The sequence below is a fragment of the Novosphingobium sp. ZW T3_23 genome, assembly GCF_044987305.1.
Classification (GTDB): Bacteria; Pseudomonadota; Alphaproteobacteria; order Sphingomonadales; family Sphingomonadaceae; genus Novosphingobium.
Map to the genome: position 1 here is coordinate 49,412 of NZ_JBJDRF010000006.1, position 17,240 is coordinate 66,651.

Consider the following 17,240-nt stretch of genomic DNA (forward strand, 5'->3'; position numbering starts at 1 on the left):
ATGCGCACCATTTCCGTTCTCGGAGCCACCGGCTCCATCGGCGCATCGACGCTGGACCTCGTTCGCCGCAATCCGGCCGATTGGCGCGTCGTCGCGCTGACCGCCAATGGCAACGTGCCCGAACTGGCGAAGCTGGCGATTGAATTTTCGGCCGAGCTTGCCGTCGTTGCCGATGAGGCGCGCCTCCCCGAACTGCGCGAGGCTCTCGCCGGGCGCGGCATCGAAGTCGCAGGCGGCGCTGTCGCGCTGATCGAGGCGGCGTCGCGCGGAGCCGACGTGACGGTCGCGGCGATCGTCGGCTGCGCAGGCCTGGCGCCGACGATGGCGGCGATCGAGCAGGGCGGCGTGATCGCGCTCGCCAACAAGGAGGCGCTGGTCTCGGCAGGCGAGGTGATGACGGCCGCGGTCGAACGCCACGGCGCCACGCTGCTGCCGATCGATTCCGAGCACAACGCGATCTTCCAGTGCCTTCAGGGCAATAGCCTCGATCATGTCCGCTGGATCACGCTCACCGCCAGCGGCGGCCCGTTCCGCGACTGGTCGCTCGACAAGCTGACGCTCGCGACGCCCGCCCAGGCGATCAAGCATCCCAACTGGGACATGGGCGCCAAGATCAGCGTCGATTCGGCAACGATGTTCAATAAGGGCCTGGAACTGATCGAGGCCCATTACCTGTTCCCGGTCGGTCTCGACCGCTTGCGCATCATCGTCCACCCGCAGTCGGTGGTCCACTCCATGGTCGAGTATCGCGACGGGTCGACACTGGCACAGCTCGGCCCCTCCGACATGCGCGTGCCGATCGCCTCGGCGCTCGCCTGGCCGGAGCGGATGAACACGCCCTGCGCGCCGCTGGACCTGGCCGAAATCGGCGAACTGACCTTCCGCAAGCCCGACGAGGTGCGCTTTCCGGCAACCCGTCTCGCGCGTGAGGCGGCAGAGGCGGGCGGCGGCATTCCCGCCGTCCTCAATGCCGCCAATGAAGTGGCCGTGGCTGCTTTCCTGGGCGGCCAGATCCCCTTCACGCGCATCGCCGCGCAAGTAGAGGACGTGCTCGGCGCCTACGCTCCGCCCGCGCCCGCAAGCCTGTCGGACGTACTTGCGGTTGACGGCGAGGCGCGAGCAAGGGCAAGCATGCTGGCCGGGACTGCGTAACGATACGCGGTCCGAAGAGGATTCCCTGAATAGTGACCGCATCGCCCAACCTGCTGACGACGATTTTCGCATTCCTGCTGGTGCTGGGACCGCTCGTGCTGATCCATGAGCTGGGCCACTATCTGGTGGGGCGGCTGTTCGGCGTGAAGGCAGATGCCTTCTCGATCGGCTTCGGCAAGGAGATCGCCGGCTGGACCGACAAGCGCGGCACGCGCTGGAAGCTGTCGATGTTGCCGCTGGGCGGTTACGTGCAGTTCGCGGGCGACATGAACCCTGCCTCGGCACCGAGCGCGGCGGAAGATGGCCTTTCTGCCGAAGAGCGCGCCATGACCTTCCACGTCAAGCCGTTGTGGCAGCGCGCGCTGATCGTGTTCGCCGGGCCGCTTACGAACTTCGTGCTCTGCGTGCTCATCCTGGCGGGCTTCGTCTATGCCCATGGTCGGCTGATCGCGGATGCCGAAGTGGTGGGCTTCTCGGAAACCTCCGCAGCCAAGGCGGCCGGCGTGGAAGTCGGCGATCATATTGTCGCCATCGATGGCAACCGGATCGACAGCGTCACCGACATTCCCGAGCGCACCGTCTATTATCCGGGCAAGGCCGTGGAACTCGTGGTCGAACGCGATGGCCGTTCCGTCGTTCTGCCCGTCACCCTCGCCAATGAGGAAGTGAGCGACGATTTCGGCAACAAGGCGCGGATCGGTGATCTCGGCGTGGACTTCGCGGTGCCGGTGGTCAGCGGCTTCACCAGCGATTCTCCGGCCGAGCAGGCAGGCATGAAGATCGGAGATCGCATCGTGGCGGTCGGCGAGACGTCGATCAACAGCTTCCGTGAAGTGCCCCCGCTGATCATGCCCAAGGCGGGCGCCAGCACCACGATCACCGTGATGCGGGATGGTCAGGCCCATGTCCTGCCGATGACCATCGGCTCCGCCATCCAAGAGGACGAGAAGGGCAACAAGGCAACCGTCGGCCGGATCGGCGTGCAGTCCGGATTCGGAAGGCTGGAGCCGGTAGGCCCGGTGGAAGCGCTGGGCATCGGCGTGGATCGCAGCTTCGCTCTCATGGGCACCATCGTGACCGGGATCCGCCAGATCGTGACTGGCGACCGCTCGGTGCGCGAGCTGGGCGGGCCGATCAAAATCGCCAAGTATTCGGGCGAACAATTCTCGCTGGGTTGGGAGCCTTTCGTCGGTTTCGTGGCGATGATCTCGATTAACTTGGCATTCATCAATCTCCTGCCAATTCCTGGCCTCGACGGCGGGCACCTGGCTTTCTACGCGGCCGAACTGGTTCGCCGTAAGCCGCTGGGACTGCGCAGTCAGGAATGGGCGATCCGCACCGGGGTGGCACTCGTGCTAGCCTTGATGCTGTTCGTGACTGTCAACGATCTGGCATCGCTCCCGATTTTCGGGGGATAGCCTGGAGAATTCGTCAACCATCACATTTCCGCCGGGATTGGCTGCTTGATTGGACGTCGTCCATCGGGCAGATGGGCGCGATTGCCCGTCGTCATGACGGGCAGCCTGGCGGGTCGGTCGAAGTCCTCGCGAAAGCGAATACAGGAATTTGCGTAGAATGATCGGATTGGAAATGGGCCGCAGCACTGACGCTCGCCGTGCGCCGCACCTTGCAGCAGTGCTCTTGGGGACGACGATCCTTGCGGGCGCCCCCGGTGTGGCTTTCGCGCAGGACGCAGCCACGGCTCCGGCCCCAGTTGCTGCGCCGGCAGTCGAAGCGGGCGAAACGATCCAGACGATCCAGGTCACCGGCGCCGAGCGCCTTGAGCCGCAGACCGTGCTGTCCTACATCCAGCTCCGCGTCGGGCAAACCTATACCAAGGCTTCGGGCGACGCCGCGCTGAAGGATCTCTACGCCACGGAGCTGTTCTCCGACGTGCAGGTCAGCAACGACAAGGGCGTCGTGACCATTCAGGTCAAGGAAAACCCGGTCGTCAACCGCATCATCCTCGAAGGCAACAAGCGCATCAAGGACGACAAGATTCTGCCGGAGATCAAGGTTTCTCCGCGCCAGATCTTCACGCGCTCCAAGATCCGCGCCGACGTGGCCCGCATCATCGAACTGTACAAGCGCCAGGGCCGTTACGCGGCGACCGTCGAGCCGAAGATGGTCATGCTCGACCAGAACCGCGTCGACATCGTGTTCGAGATCACCGAGGGCGACAAGTCCAAGGTCCGGCAGATCAACATCATCGGCAACGAGCAGTTTTCGGACGGCGAACTGCGCGGCCAGATGGTCACCAAGCAGGCCCGCTTCACGCGCCTGTTCAGCTCGGGCACCAGCTACGATCCCGACCGCATGGCCTTCGACCAGCAGAAGCTGCGCCAGTTCTACCTGACGCAGGGCTATGCCGATTTCCGCGTGGTGTCGGCCGTGGCCGAGCTGACGCCGGACAAGAAAGACTTCATCATCACCTACGTGGTGGAAGAAGGCAAACGCTACAAGTTCGGCGACGTGAAGGTGGAGAGCCAGCTGCGCGACTTCGACGGCGAAAAGCTGGCGAAGAACCTCGCGATCCACAAGGGCGACTGGTACGACGCGAAGCTGGTCGAAGACACGATCGAAAGCCTGAACGACACCGCCGGTGCCTTCGGCTATGCTTTCGCCGACGTGCGCCCGCAGTACGATCGCGACAAGGAAAACCTCACCATGGGGTTGACCTTCGTGATCCAGGAGGCCCCGCGCGTCTATGTCGAGAAGATCGACATCAACGGCAATACGCTGACGCAGGACAAGGTCATCCGCCGCGAGTTCCGCCTTGCGGAGGGTGATGCGTTCAACTCTCTGCAGGTCAAGCGCTCGACCAACCGCATCAAGTCGCTCGGTTACTTCCAGGAGAAGTTCGAAGTCGAGCAGAAGCCCGGCACCGCCGACGATCGCATCGCTCTCGAAGCCAACGTCGAGGAGAAGCCCACCGGCGAACTCCAGCTCTCGGCCGGTTTCTCCAGCCTCGAACGCTTCATCTTCCAGGCCTCGATCCGCCAGCGCAACTTCCGCGGCCGCGGCCAGACAGTCGGCCTTTCGGGCAGCTATTCGTCCTATTCGAAGTCGGTCGAGGCGAGCTTCGTCGAGCCTTACCTGTTCGACAAGAACGTGTCGCTGGGCGTCGATATCTATCGGCGCGACTACAACAGCTTCAACTTCGCCAATTCCAGCCGCAACACGACTTACGAACAGTCGACCACCGGCTTCCAGATCCGCGCCGGCGTGCCGCTGACCGAATACCTGACGGCGATCGCGCGCTATACGCTCAACTACGACGACGTTTCGCTGGACAAGAGCACCTATTACTCGGTCAATGACAACGGCGAATACGCTTGCGATCCCATCCGCGCCGGCCGCTATCTGTGCGATGCCATCGGCAAGCGGCTGAGTTCGATTCTTGGCGGGTCGCTGATCTATGACAACCTCGACAACCGCATGCGTCCGACGCGCGGTGAGACGGTGTCCGTGAACTTCGATCTGGCTGGCCTTGGCGGCGACGTGAATTACTACCGTCTGCGCGGCAATGCGGCGAAGTATTGGCCGCTGGGCAAGGGCTTCATCTTCTCGATCCAGGGTGAGGGCGGCCTGATCAAGGGCTGGGGCGGCGACGATATTCGCCTTACCGACCGCTTCTACCTGGGCGAACCGCAAATCCGCGGCTTCGGCATTCGCGGTGTCGGTCCTCGCGTGGTCCGTCAGTATTACACCGCGGATTCCGATGGTAATTACACAGTCGAAGGGCAGGATACCGACGACGCGCTGGGCGGCCGCTATTACTACATGAGCCGTGCCGAACTGGAGATCCCGCTGGGCTCCGGCGCAAGGGAGATGGGGCTGCGGCCCTCGATCTTCGTCGATGCAGGCGCGGTATGGGCGATCAAGTCGCCGGTGCTGAACCAGTGCCACGCTCCCGATACGACCGATCCCCGCGGCTGCTTCGTGGGTTCGCGTGATAACAGCGGGAACCAGCTTTATACCCAGACGGCTGCGGACGGCACGCAGACGACAACCACGAGCGCGACCAATACCGTCACGGGCGGAGCAAATGATCCGATCGGCTCGTACAACAACTTCACCGAACGTTTCCTCGGCAACACCTGGAAGCCGCGTGTTGCCGTCGGTTTCGGCGTGAACTGGAACTCGCCTTTCGGCCCGTTCCGTATCGACATCTCCAAGGCGCTGCTCAAGTATGACGGCGACCGTACCAAGACCTTCACTTTCAACGTGGGAACTCAATTCTGATGAACATGCTTCTCAAGTCCGCCGCTCTGGCCTCGGGCCTGGCGTTTGTCGCACTGGCCCAGCCTGCGCTGGCCCAGGCCGTGCCCGCGTCGAAGGTGGCCGTGGTCGATCTCGACCGCGTCGCCCGCGAGTGCAACGCTTGCAAGACCGCCAACCAGGCCCTGCAACAGCAGATCCAGACCTTCGAGGCGCGCCGCAACCAGCTCCAGACCTCGCTTCAGCCCGAAGCTCAGGGCCTTGAAACTGCCGTCAAGGCGCTGAACGGCAAGCAGCCGGACGCCGCGCTGCAGACCCGCATCCAGGCTTACCAGCAGAAGGAACAGCAGGCCGGCCAGGAACTCCAGGGCCAGCAGCAGCAGCTCCAGCGCAACCAGGCCTACATCGGCCAGCAGATCCAGGCGCAGCTCCAGAACCTCTACAAGCCGGCGATGCAGAAGCGCGGCGCCAACATGCTGGTCGAAATGGGCCAGACGCTGGCCTACGATCCGTCGCTGGACATCACCACCGACGTGCTGACCGCCCTCAACGGTGCGCTCACCACGATCAACACGACCGCTCCGGCTCAGCAGCAGCAGCCGGCACCGGCGGCTTCGGGCCGCTAAGAGCAGCGACGGGCAAGGCCATGAGCGAGCCGACCGAGCTGGTATACGACACCGCGAAGATCCTCGCGGCCCTGCCGCATCGCTATCCGATGCTGCTGGTAGACCGTGTGGTCTCGTTCGATGAGAACGAGATCCACGCGGTCAAGGCCGTGAGCTTCAACGAAGGCTTCTTCCAGGGGCACTTCCCCGGCCGTCCGATCATGCCCGGCGTGCTTCAGATCGAGGCGCTGGCGCAGGCCGCGGGTATCCTGGCGATCGAATCGCTGGGTCTCGCGGGGACCGGCAAGCTGGTTTACTTCATGGCGATCGAGGAAGCGAAGTTCCGCAACCCCGTGACCCCGGGCAACCTGCTCGACCTGCGGGCCGGCTTCGTCCAGAAGCGCTCGCGCGTCTGCAAGTTCTGGGGCAAGGCTTCGATCGGCGACAAGGTGACCTGCGAAGTGAACTTCACCGCGATGATCGCGGACGCCTGACAATCCGGAGAGGCGGGCGCTCTGCGCTTAACCCTTGCTTTTTCGGGGTCATCGATGTAAGGGCGCCGCTTTCCCAAGCAGGCCGGTCGGAACCGGCCATATGCGAAGAGAGATACGACATGAAGGCCGATACGCATCCCGACTACCACACGATCACCGTCCAGATGACCGACGGCTCGACCTTCCAGACCCGCTCGACCTGGGGCTCGGAAGGCGACACGCTCGTTCTCGACATCGATCCCACGTCGCACCCGGCCTGGACCGGCGGCAAGGCACAGCTGCAGGACGGCGGCCGCGTTGCCCAGTTCAACAAGCGTTTCGGTGGTCTGTCGCTCAAGAAGAACTGAGCGAAACAGGTTCGCGAACACGAAGAAGGCGGTCCTTGCGGACCGCCTTTTTTGTTGCCCGCAGCACCGTTCGCATCGCTTTTCCTCGCGCAGTCTCGCGAAGATGGGGTGCAGCCTTGCGAGCAACCCCGTCGCTGTGCGATGTCCTTGGCGTAACGTCGAAAATTCGCAGCCTATTCCGGTCGGTTTCGTTAAGGGACAGTCGCCGCGAACCTCTCAAGGCAAGTCCTCACCGAGGTTCGATGTGAGATCGAGGCATAAGCCGGCGCGCCGGCTCGCAGATGGAGAAGCGCAATGAACCGTAATTTCCGTATCCTGACCGCTTGTAGTGCTTCGCTTTTGGGCATCGGCGCTCTCGCGGGCCAAGTGCAGGCGCAGGGAACCACTGCATCTGCGGCTCCGGCGTCGGCTCCGGTCGAAGCGCCGTCGATCGTTGCCAAGGTCGTGGGTCTCGACGGCAAGGCTCTGGGGACGGCAAAGCTTCAGGACACGCCCGCCGGCGTACTCGTGACCACCGACCTCAAGGGCATTCCGGCCGGAGACCACGGCTTCCACTTCCACGAAAAGGGCATTTGCGAGCCCGCGCAGAAATTCACGACCGCAGGCGGACACTTCACCGGCGGCGATCACAAGCATGGCCTGATGGTCATGGGCGGTCCCCACGGCGGCGACATGCCGAACCAGCATGTCGGCGCCGACGGCGTGCTGAAGGCGCAGGTTCTCAACACCGGCGTGACGCTGGGCGCCGGGATCAAGTCGCTGGCAGACGCAGACGGCACCGCGCTTGTGATCCATGCCGATCCCGATGATTACACCAGCCAGCCGGCCGGCAATGCCGGTGGTCGAATCGCCTGCGCGGTGATCAGCGCGCCGAAGTGAAGCGCATGTACCGGAAGAGGTCCAAATCTCTTCCGGTACAGCCTCTTCCGGTTCATCCCCAAGGCCGCTCCCGGTACCACTGGGTGATGACGTACTTGTACCCCTTGCGCACCTTCATGGCGTGATGGAGCGTCGCGCCGTTGAGCGTTCCGTCGGGCCGGCGATTGTTCCAGGCGACCAGCTTGCCGCGCTCGGGCTGGATGAGCTTGTCGATCACCTTGAAACGAGTTGCGCCGCCAGCCTCGACATTGTTGAGATAGACCATGAAGGTCCAGGTCCGCTGCCCCGAGACGGTGCAGTATTTCTCGTAATCGGCGTTGTTGGGCTCGAAGTAGTCGGTATGCGCCTTGAACTCCTGGCCGGCCTCGTAGCGCTGCCCCTGAAGCGGTTCGGCATGGGCGATGTCTATGCCGGACAGGGCGGCCAGCCGGTTCGCCAGTTCGGCCACGGCGGGGTCTCCTCTATCCAGGTCGCAAGTGGAACTGGTGCGGAAGGCATCATCGCCGTTGTAGTTCGCGATCGTGGAGGGGCGGTGCTGCGCCTCGATCATCGCCAGCAAGGTTTCGCATTCGGAGTCCGAAAGAAAATCGCGAAGAACGAAGAGGTCCAGCCGCGAGGAGGGGAAGCGCTTCACGCCGGGATGCGAGAGCAGGGTGTCAGCAGATGATTCGCCTGGAGCCGTCATCCGGCGACCTTAGCGATGCGCCCGCGGCGAGAAAATCACGCGAGTTTCGGTCTGATCGAATTTTTTGCTTTCCAAGTCGCCCAACCTTGTGCAAAGGGCGCCCTCCGCACCGATCGCGACACGGCGAACGGAGCGGGCTTCGGAAGCGAAAATGCGATCCAGCATGCGTTTCCCGTGGCGACTGTAGCTCAGTTGGTTAGAGCGCCGGTTTGTGGTACCGGAGGTCGTGGGTTCGAACCCCATCAGTCGCCCCACTTCTCACCCTGACATTCCAGATATCATCGCGGTGCGGTTTTCTCGTGACCTTGCCATGCCTTGGGCGTTTGCGGGGTGTAAATCGCGATGCTTTGACGTAGGCCACTTGCTCCTTGTCCTGCGCGCGATAGAAGCATCCTTCACCATGCACGGCTTTGCCAATCCTGCCCGTTTCCTGCGCATCGCCCGATGGCTGATGCCCCTTTGCATGGGCGCCGGATTCGTCCTGGCGTTCGGCGCACTGGGCTGGGGGCTGTTCTTCGGTCCGGCCGAACGTCTCCAGGGTGAAACCGTGCGAATCGTCTATCTGCATGTTCCGGCGGCCTGGCTGGGCATGGCGGGATGGATGGGCATTGCGGCGGCCAGCTTTACCGAACTCGTCTGGCGGCACCCGCTGGCCGGCATAGCGGCGCGGGCCTGCGCGGTGCCCGGCGCGGTGTTCACCGCCGTCTGCCTAGTGACGGGCTCGCTATGGGGGCGCCCGGCTTGGGGCACCTGGTGGGTGTGGGACGGTCGATTGACCAGCATGCTGGTGCTGCTGTTCCTCTATTTCGGGTGGATTGCCCTTTCGCAGGCCAGCGATTCCGCCGAGGGCGGAGAGAACCGCGCTCCGGCCATCTTCGGCCTGGTCGGCGCCGTGAACATTCCCATCATCCACTATTCGGTGATCTGGTGGAACAGCCAGCACCAGGCGCCCAGCATCACCGTGGGCAAGTCGGCTATGGCCGGGGCATTCCTCTGGCCGCTGCTGCTGGCGACGCTGGGTTTCACACTGCTGTTTGCGGGCTGCGTGCTCGCCCGGATGCGAGCCATTCTTGCCGACCAGCAGGCCGAAGCACGCCTGCGGCGCAAGGCATCGAGCGACGCATGGTGAACGAAATCCGGGCCATGACGGCGGACCTGAACTGGCGTGAGGCAATGGATCCCTGGGCCTTCGTGGTCGCCGCCTACGTGGTGGGCCTTGGCGCAACGGCAGCCATGGTGCTGTGGTCGCTCTACACCATGCGCCGGGCGGAAAAGCGCCGCGATGAAGCCAGGCGGCGCTGAGCATGGCACAGGCATCAGACAACCGGGCAGGCGACAATCGGACAGGCCGCATAAAGGCCAAGCATCAGCGACTGGTGCTGCTCGTGGTGGCGCTGGTCGTGCTGATCGGCGCTGGGCTACTGGCGGCATGGGCGCTGCGCAACCAGGCCAGTTACTTCTACGTTCCGGCCGAGATCGCGGCGCAACCGCCCGCGCCGGGCCGAGCCGTGCGGCTGGGCGGGATGGTGGCGCAAGGCTCGCTCCGGACCGAGGCTGACGGCGTGACGATCGCTTTCGTCGTAGAGGACGGCAAGGCGCGGGTTCCAGTGCGGTTCAAGGGCATCGTGCCGTCGCTTTTCGTCGAAGGCTCGGGCGTCGTGGCGGAGGGGCACATGAGCGCCGAGGGCGTATTCGAGGCGGACAATCTCCTGGCCAAGCATGATGAGAACTATGTGCCGCGCGAGATGAAGGACATGAGCAGGGAACAGGCCGAGCAGGTCATGCGCGAGACGAAATGAGCTGCACGAAATGAATGGGGCGCCATGATCGCCGAACTCGGACTTGCTTCGCTTTGGCTGGCGGCGGCGCTGGCAGGGCTTCAACTCGTCTCGGGCGCCCTGGCGCTGACCGGACGCGGAGCCTCGCTGGCCGGTATCGTGCGCCCCGTGGCCGTGGTGCAGGGCGTGCTGGCAACGCTCGCCTTCCTCTGCCTGATCCTGGTCTTCGCGACGACCGACCTTTCGGTGAAGCTGGTGGCGATGAATTCCCATTCGCTCAAGCCGCTGGTCTTCAAGATCGCGGGAGCCTGGGGCAACCATGAAGGCTCGATGCTGCTCTGGGTCACGGTGATGGGGATGTCGGGCGGCTTCCTGGGCCTGGTCGAACGACGATTGCCGGAACGGACGATGCTGGCCACCCTGGCGGGCCAGGCTTTCGTCAGCCTGGGGTTCTATGCATTTCTCCTGATCGCTTCGAACCCCTTCGAGCGGCTGTTTCCGGTTCCCGAAGAAGGCAACGGGCTCAATCCGCTGCTTCAGGATATGGGGCTCGCGTTCCATCCGCCCACGCTTTACCTCGGCTACGTGGGCCTGTCAGTGGCCTTCAGCTTCGCCATCGGCGCGCTGGTGACCCGGCAGGTCGGGCCGGCCTTCGCCCGCGCGATGCGACCCTGGGTGCTCGGCGCCTGGATTTTCCTGACCCTGGGGATCACCGCAGGCTCCTATTGGGCCTATTACGAGCTGGGCTGGGGCGGCTGGTGGTTCTGGGATCCGGTGGAGAATGCCTCGCTGATGCCGTGGCTGGCGGCCACCGCACTGCTGCATTCCGTAAGCGTCCTGGCCTCTCGCGATGCCTTGCGGGCCTGGACGATCATGCTGGGCGTCGTGGCGTTCTCGATGTCGATGATCGGCACGTTCCTGGTGCGCTCGGGCATCCTGACCAGCGTCCACGCCTTCGCCGTGGACCCGGAGCGCGGCTCTTTCATCCTGGCGCTGCTGGCGATCAACATCGGCGGGGCGCTGACGCTTTTCGCCCTGCGCGCGGGCACCGTCACCGAAGGCGAGCGCTTTGCCCTTGTCAGCCGCGAGGGTGCGCTGGTCTTCAACAACGTCATGCTCTCGGCAATCCTGGGCATCGTGCTGTTCGGCACGCTCTATCCGCTGGTTGCGGAAGCGACAGGCGCGAAAGTCTCGGTGGGGCCGCCCTACTTCAATCCCATGAGCGCGCTTTTCGCGGTGCCCATGCTGGTGGTCCTCGCAGTTGGCCCGCTGCTGCGTTGGCGGCGGGATTCGCTGCCGCGTATCAGCCGGCACCTCGTCATACCCGCGATGCTGGTGGGCGCGGGCCTGATCGCGATGGTTGCGATCGGCGGAGTGGCCTTGTTGCCTACGCTCGGTTTCGCACTGTCGCTGGGGCTCGGCTGGGCCAGCGTGCTGCCGCTGAAGGGGCGCAACCTGCGGCGCACGCCCTTGCCGATCTGGGGCATGGTGATCGCGCACTTCGGGATCGCCGTCTCGCTGTTCGGCATGAGTTGCGAAAGCGCATTTTCCATTGAGAAGCTGGTGGCGATCAGGACCGGCGAAGCCACCACGGTGGGGCCGTGGCAGGTCAAGCTGGATACCGTCGCTCCGGTTGCGGGGCCGAACTGGACCGCGCTGGAGGCACGGCTGCTGGTGCGCTATGGCGATTACGGCAAAGTCGTGGAACTCGATCCGCAGTCGCGCAATTTCTGGGCGCCGCCGCAGCAGACCAGCGAATCGGCACTGCTTACGCGCTGGAACGGTCAGCTTTACGCGGTGCTGGGCGGGGAGGCGGACGCCAAGGCCCAGGCCCAGGCCCAGGCCCAGGCCCAGGCAGGCCCTAAGGATAAGCCCAGTCGCTGGCAGCTGCGTCTCTGGTGGAAGCCTTTCGTTCCGCTGATCTGGCTTGGCGGTATACTGATTGCGCTTGGCGGCCTGCTTGCCCTGGCGGGACGGGTCGCCAGCGACTTGCGGCGCATTTTCGCGCGCGAGAAGATCGCCTATCGTCGCGGTCGCCTGGCGGAACTGGACGACATGAAATCGGAAGAGCAGCCATGAGCGACGCGCCCCGTGCCCAGCCGCCCGCTCCAAAGCCGCCCGCTCCCAAGGCGCCGAGATGGGCGATATGGCTGCCGCTGGCCTTTTTCCTGGCCTTCGTCACGCTGGTGACGATCGGGCTCTATCGTCCCGCGGACAGGACGGTCGCGAGCACTCTGGTGGGCAAGCCGATGCCGCGCTTTGCCCTGCCGCCCGCGTTGCCTGCCAGGCCCGGGCTGAAAACCGGGGACATCGCCACCGGCAAGCCGCATCTGGTCAACATTTTCGCTTCCTGGTGTATCCCCTGCCGGGTGGAGGCGCCCCAACTTGCCGCCCTGGCCGGTGCAGGGGTGCCGATCGAAGGCATTTCCGTGCGCGATAGCGAAGAGGCGCTGGCGGGATTTCTCAAGGAAAACGGCGATCCCTACCAGCGTATCGGTGCGGATGACGACGGCAAGGTGCAGCTTGCGCTGGGATCCTCCGGCGTGCCGGAAACCTATGTGATCGATGGGAAGGGCGTGATCCGCTACCAGCACATCGGCGAGATCAGGCCGGAGCATGTCGCGATGATCCTGGAGAAACTGCAGGAGGCGTCGCAGTGATGCGAGTTCCGGGCGCTTTCCTGTTCGCGCTGGCGCTCCTGGTGCCGGCTGCCCATGCCCAGGAAGAGCAATCGACCGCGCCATTCGCCTATCGCCAGCTCGACGATCCGGCAAAGGAGCAAGAGGCGCGGGCGCTGATGGAAACCCTGCGTTGCCTGCAATGCCAGGGCCAGTCGATCGCCGATTCGGATGCGCCCATCGCCGGTTCCATGCGCTCGCTGGTGCGCGAACGCATTGCCGCGGGGGAGGAACCCGAGGCCATTCGCGGCTGGCTGGTCGAGCGTTATGGCGACTACGTCAGTTACGCTCCGCAGCTGACCACGCTGACCTGGCCGCTCTTCGCCGCGCCGATCTTCCTGCTGGGGCTGGCGGTGCTGCTGCTGCGCAAGCGCTTCCGCCGGGGAGATGCGCGATGACCTGGATTTTCGTAGCGCTGCTGGCGATCCTTGCCTTCCTGGCGATATGCTTCCTGTTCAAGGCTCCCAAGGGTGGCAGGGAAGCGGTGGCAGCGGCACTGATGCTGGGGGTCGCGGGCTATGCCGCGCAAGGCCGGCCGAGCGAGGCGGGCGCGCCGAAGCCGGCAAGCGAAGCGCAGAACCCGGAAATGGGGCAGTTCTTCGTCGAGGCACGCGGCAGGCTGAGGGGAGAGGGAATCCCCACCACCAATCACTGGGTGATCATTTCCGACGGGCTGGCCCGAAACGGGCATTATCTCGATGCGGCACAGCTCCTGCGCGGGGCGATCGAGGACGATCCCAAGGATTCGGAGGCTTGGGTAGCGCTGGGCAACGTATTGGTAGCGCATGCGGAAGGCGTTCTGACGGCCCCGGCGCTCTACGCCTATCGACGGGCGGGCGAAGCCGACCCGAAAGCGCCGGCGCCGCCCTTTTTCCTCGGCCTTGGCATGGCGCAGTCCGGACGATTGGAGGAGGCGCGCGCGATTTGGGCCGGTCTGCTGGAAAGGGCGCCGAAAGATGCGGATTGGCGGGGCGCTCTGGAGCAGCAGCTCCAGCGGCTGGATGCCTTCGTGGCGAGCCAGTCTCCAGCGCCCGAGACGGCCGGATCGGAGGGGATAAATCCCTCTTCGATGACCGGGCCTCGATGAACCTGGGGCGAACGCCCGTTGCTAGGCTCATTTCATGCTGCTAACGGCGGGCGCTTGTTGCGGGGGCGAAATGTCGACGCGGCAAAGCCATAACGGGGCGCTGGAATGAGTGATACAGGTTCGGACACGAATGGCGTCCCGACGGTGATCGATCCGGCGACCGGGCGAAAGACCCCGGTTGCAGGTGCACATGGTTCCGGAAACATCACCAAGCTCGCGCTGGGCGCGGTGGGCGTGGTGTTCGGCGACATCGGCACCAGCCCGCTCTATGCCTTTCGCGAAACCTTCGTCGGCCCGCATCCGCTGGCGATCGACGAATTGCACATCCTTGGCGTCGTCAGCCTGATCTTCTGGTCGATGACGCTGGTGGTGTCGGTGCAATACGTCGGCATCCTGATGCGCGCCGACAACAAGGGGCAGGGCGGCAGCCTGGCGCTGGTGGCGCTGATCTCGGGCGTGATCCGCAAGTCGCGCTACGGCCCGCTGGTGGTCCTGCTGGGCGTCTTCGCGACCTCGTTGTTCTACGGCGATTCGATGATCACGCCGGCGGTCTCGGTGCTTTCGGCGGTCGAAGGCCTCACCGTCGTCGAATCGCGGCTCGCGCCGCTGGTTCTGCCGATCGCGCTGGTCCTGCTGATCGCTCTGTTCGTGATCCAGAAGAGTGGCACGGCGAAAGTCGGCGCGCTTTTCGCGCCGGTCATGGTGGTCTACTTCGCCGTTCTCGCCATCCTGGGCATCTATCATCTCGTGCAGATGCCATCGGTGCTGGTGGCGCTGAATCCCTGGTACGCGATCCAGTTCTTCATGACCGACAAAGTGCTGGGCTTCCTGGCGCTGGGCTCGGTCGTGCTGGCCGTGACGGGAGCGGAGGCGCTCTATTCGGACATGGGGCATTTCGGCCGTGGACCGCTGCGCCTCTCGTGGTTCGGCGTGGTCATGCCCTGCCTGCTGATCAACTACTTCGGCCAGGCGGCGATGATCCTGGGCCTTGACGATTCCGCCGCCGCCGAAGCGATGAAGAACCCGTTCTTCAACCTCGCCCCGGAAAATCTGCGCCTGCCGCTGGTGATCCTGGCGACCTGCGCCACATTCATAGCCAGCCAGGCGGTGATTTCCGGTGCCTTCTCGATCACGCACCAGGCGATGCAGCTGGGCTTCATTCCCCGCCTCTCGACCCGCCACACCAGCGAGCACGAGGTCGGCCAGATCTACATTCCCTTCGTGAACTGGGCGCTGATGACCGGCGTGATCGTGCTGGTCCTGGTGTTCCAGAACTCGTCGAACCTGGCTTCGGCCTACGGTATCGCGGTGACCGGAGCGATGCTGATCGACACCTGCCTCATGGCGGTGCTGGTGATAGTGCTGTGGCGCTGGAAGCTGTGGCTGGCGGTGCCGGTGATCGTGACGTTCTTCGTGGTGGACGGCGCCTATTTCGCGGCCAACGCCACCAAGGTGCCGGACGGCGGCTGGTTCCCGCTGCTGATCGGCGGCATCGCCTTCACCTTGCTCACCACCTGGAACAAAGGCCGCCGCCTTATGCGCGATCGCATGACCGAGGCCGCACTGCCGCTGAACGTCTTCGCCAAGAGCGCGCACGGTTCGGCTGCGCGCGTTCCCGGCACGGCGATCTTCATGGCCTCCAGCAATGCCGGGGTGCCTTCGGCGCTGCTCCACAACATCAAGCACAACAAGGTGCTGCACGAACGCGTGGTGGTGCTGACGGTCGAAGTGCAGGACGTGCCATACGTCGAACCGGGTGACCGCTATTCGGTGATTGACCTGGGCCAGGGTTTCTATCGCATGACGCTGCGCTACGGCTTCATGGAAGAAACCGACGTACCCGTTGCGCTGGCGCATTCCGAGATGTGCGGGGGCCCGTTCGAGATGATGAAGACGAGTTTCTTCCTCTCGCGCCAGACCCTGGTGCCGTCGGCCAAGCCCGGCATGACGATCTGGCGCGAAAAGCTGTTCGCCTGGATGATGCGCAATGCGGCCAGCGCCATGGAATTCTTCCGCCTGCCCACCAACCGCGTGGTGGAATTGGGCAGCCAGCTGGAAATCTGAAAATTTAGCTGTTCGCGGGCGACTCTTGACCCTAAGGGGCCGCCAAGACCTGGCATGACTCGGCAGTGAATGTGACAGGTATCTGCGGGGGCAGTCGAATGGCGGGAACAGGTACGGACATGGCCGGATGCGGTCATGTTGTCCGATCGAGCGCGGGTGAACGTGAGGCTGTGCCGGAAGGGCCGTGGCTGAGCATTCTGGTCCCGGTCTACAATGTACGTCCGTTCGTGGGCGAATGCCTGGATTCGATCAGGGCGCAGATGACGAAGCAGCCTGGGGTCGAACTTATCGTCGTGGACGACTGCTCGACGGATGGCTCGGCGGAGATATGCGCACAAACCTTGACGGGCAGCGGCGTCGATGCGCGCCTTCTCCGCCATGACGACAATCGCGGGATCAGTGCTGCACGCAACACGCTGCTGGAAGCGGCGCGCGGGGAATATGTGTGGTTCATCGATTCGGACGACACCTTGTTGCCCGGCGCCTTGAGCGCCCTGAGCGAGGTGGTCTGGTCGCATCGTCCCGACGTGATCCTATGCGATTACCGCCGCGAGAAGGGTGATGCGTTCCGCACGTTCTGCAGCAAGAGCGGCGTCCAAAGCGGCGTGCCGATGCAGTGCACCGAGACGCTTGTGGCGGGTGCCTTTTCCCGCCGCCGCCTCCATGCCTGGTCCAAGATCTGGCGTCGGGAACTGTTCGGGGATACGATCCGCTTTCCCGAGGGCGCTCGTTTCGAGGATGTCGCCACGGTGCCCTGGCTTCTGCTTTCGGCCAGAAGTTTCGTCTACGCCGCGCAGCCCTGGATCTTCTACCGTACCCGCAAGAGTGGGATCATGGCCCAGCTCAATTGCAGGGGCCAGTTCGACCGGCAGGGCAACGACGATCTCGCGGCCTCGTTGCATGGGTTCAATCGCGCCTTGGCGGAGCGACTGCCGCATGCCTGCGCGAAGCTGGATCGCGCGGTTTCCCGTTTCTGGGCGCGGGAGTTCGTGAAGATCGTGAAGCGCATCGCGCGGGGGCAGGCGGGCGGCTGGCGCGCGTTGCAGGTCGAAGCCCTGCGTTACCGCAATCAGATGGAGGCGTCTTCGCCTTGGGCGTTCAACGCGGTGCTGCGCGATTACGTTCGCAGCGGCGACGTCGTGCGGGGCGGGGCGCTCGCCCTGGCTTTGACGGTTTCCAGCCCGCCGCGCATGGCGCTGCCCGACTGGCGCCGTCTTAAGCGCCGCGCCGGGGCGCGACAAGGCACCTGA

17 protein-coding genes and 1 tRNA gene are annotated in these 17,240 nt (G+C 64.3%); 17 read left to right on the forward strand and 1 reads right to left on the reverse strand.

What is annotated here, in order from left to right; translation table 11 throughout:
- The 7 genes from ACI3K3_RS05520 to ACI3K3_RS05550 all read left to right on the forward strand — a co-directional run bounded on the left by ACI3K3_RS05520 (position 1) and on the right by ACI3K3_RS05550 (position 7,698).
- Complete coding sequence (locus ACI3K3_RS05520) at positions 1–1,152, forward strand: 1-deoxy-D-xylulose-5-phosphate reductoisomerase (protein ID WP_404912696.1); 1,152 nt, start codon at positions 1–3, stop codon at positions 1,150–1,152.
- Between the two features lie 32 nt (positions 1,153–1,184).
- Positions 1,185–2,570, forward strand: a complete 1,386-nt coding sequence (gene rseP / locus ACI3K3_RS05525) for an RIP metalloprotease RseP (RefSeq protein WP_404912613.1) — start codon at positions 1,185–1,187, stop codon at positions 2,568–2,570.
- A 157-nt stretch (positions 2,571–2,727) separates the two neighbouring features.
- On the forward strand, positions 2,728–5,397 hold the full coding sequence (gene bamA, locus ACI3K3_RS05530; protein ID WP_404912614.1) for an outer membrane protein assembly factor BamA: 2,670 nt from the start codon (positions 2,728–2,730) through the stop codon (positions 5,395–5,397).
- Positions 5,397–5,999 (forward strand): OmpH family outer membrane protein, encoded by a 603-nt coding sequence (locus ACI3K3_RS05535; protein ID WP_404912615.1) that lies wholly within the window; start codon positions 5,397–5,399, stop codon positions 5,997–5,999. The genes bamA and ACI3K3_RS05535 overlap by 1 nt, the downstream gene beginning before the upstream one ends.
- Before the next feature lie 20 nt (positions 6,000–6,019).
- On the forward strand, positions 6,020–6,472 hold the full coding sequence (gene fabZ, locus ACI3K3_RS05540) for a 3-hydroxyacyl-ACP dehydratase FabZ (RefSeq protein ID WP_313434216.1): 453 nt from the start codon (positions 6,020–6,022) through the stop codon (positions 6,470–6,472).
- 119 nt (positions 6,473–6,591) lie between these two features.
- Positions 6,592–6,819: a 50S ribosomal protein L31 gene (gene rpmE / locus ACI3K3_RS05545; protein ID WP_313434215.1), complete on the forward strand. Its 228-nt coding sequence runs from the start codon at positions 6,592–6,594 to the stop codon at positions 6,817–6,819.
- Positions 6,820–7,113: 294 nt separating this feature from the next.
- Complete coding sequence (locus tag ACI3K3_RS05550; RefSeq protein ID WP_404912616.1) at positions 7,114–7,698, forward strand: superoxide dismutase family protein; 585 nt, start codon at positions 7,114–7,116, stop codon at positions 7,696–7,698.
- 52 nt (positions 7,699–7,750) lie between these two features.
- On the opposite strand, the gene ACI3K3_RS05555 is transcribed toward ACI3K3_RS05550, so the two are convergent.
- The gene (locus ACI3K3_RS05555; protein WP_404912617.1) at positions 7,751–8,383 is read right to left on the reverse strand and encodes a prolyl hydroxylase family protein; all 633 of its coding nucleotides are present in this window, start codon (positions 8,381–8,383) and stop codon (positions 7,751–7,753) included.
- 177 nt (positions 8,384–8,560) lie between these two features.
- Between ACI3K3_RS05555 and ACI3K3_RS05560 the strand changes: the two genes are divergently transcribed.
- The 10 genes from ACI3K3_RS05560 (at position 8,561) to ACI3K3_RS05605 (ending at position 17,240) form a co-directional block, all read left to right on the forward strand.
- Positions 8,561–8,637, forward strand: a tRNA-His gene (locus tag ACI3K3_RS05560).
- Positions 8,638–8,783: 146 nt separating this feature from the next.
- On the forward strand, positions 8,784–9,512 hold the full coding sequence (gene ccmC / locus ACI3K3_RS05565) for a heme ABC transporter permease CcmC (RefSeq protein ID WP_404912697.1): 729 nt from the start codon (positions 8,784–8,786) through the stop codon (positions 9,510–9,512).
- The gene (locus ACI3K3_RS05570) at positions 9,506–9,685 is read left to right on the forward strand and encodes a hypothetical protein (RefSeq protein ID WP_404912618.1); all 180 of its coding nucleotides are present in this window, start codon (positions 9,506–9,508) and stop codon (positions 9,683–9,685) included. Before ccmC ends, ACI3K3_RS05570 begins: the two co-directional genes overlap by 7 nt.
- Positions 9,686–9,687: 2 nt before the next feature.
- Complete coding sequence (gene ccmE / locus ACI3K3_RS05575; protein WP_404912619.1) at positions 9,688–10,182, forward strand: cytochrome c maturation protein CcmE; 495 nt, start codon at positions 9,688–9,690, stop codon at positions 10,180–10,182.
- Positions 10,183–10,206: 24 nt separating this feature from the next.
- Positions 10,207–12,240, forward strand: coding sequence for a heme lyase CcmF/NrfE family subunit (locus ACI3K3_RS05580; RefSeq protein ID WP_404912620.1), 2,034 nt, complete (start codon positions 10,207–10,209; stop codon positions 12,238–12,240).
- Complete coding sequence (locus ACI3K3_RS05585) at positions 12,237–12,821, forward strand: DsbE family thiol:disulfide interchange protein (RefSeq protein ID WP_404912621.1); 585 nt, start codon at positions 12,237–12,239, stop codon at positions 12,819–12,821. The genes ACI3K3_RS05580 and ACI3K3_RS05585 overlap by 4 nt, the downstream gene beginning before the upstream one ends.
- Positions 12,821–13,237 carry a cytochrome c-type biogenesis protein gene (locus ACI3K3_RS05590; protein ID WP_404912698.1) on the forward strand — a complete coding sequence of 139 codons (417 nt, stop codon included), beginning with the start codon at positions 12,821–12,823 and terminating at the stop codon, positions 13,235–13,237. Before ACI3K3_RS05585 ends, ACI3K3_RS05590 begins: the two co-directional genes overlap by 1 nt.
- A complete protein-coding gene (locus ACI3K3_RS05595) occupies positions 13,234–13,926 on the forward strand; it encodes a tetratricopeptide repeat protein (protein WP_404912622.1) in 693 nt (230 codons plus the stop codon). The genes ACI3K3_RS05590 and ACI3K3_RS05595 overlap by 4 nt, the downstream gene beginning before the upstream one ends.
- Positions 13,927–14,031: 105 nt before the next feature.
- Entirely contained in the window at positions 14,032–15,990 is a 1,959-nt protein-coding gene (locus ACI3K3_RS05600) for a potassium transporter Kup (RefSeq protein ID WP_313434200.1), read from the forward strand.
- A 98-nt stretch (positions 15,991–16,088) separates the two neighbouring features.
- Entirely contained in the window at positions 16,089–17,240 is a 1,152-nt protein-coding gene (locus tag ACI3K3_RS05605; protein WP_404912623.1) for a glycosyltransferase family 2 protein, read from the forward strand.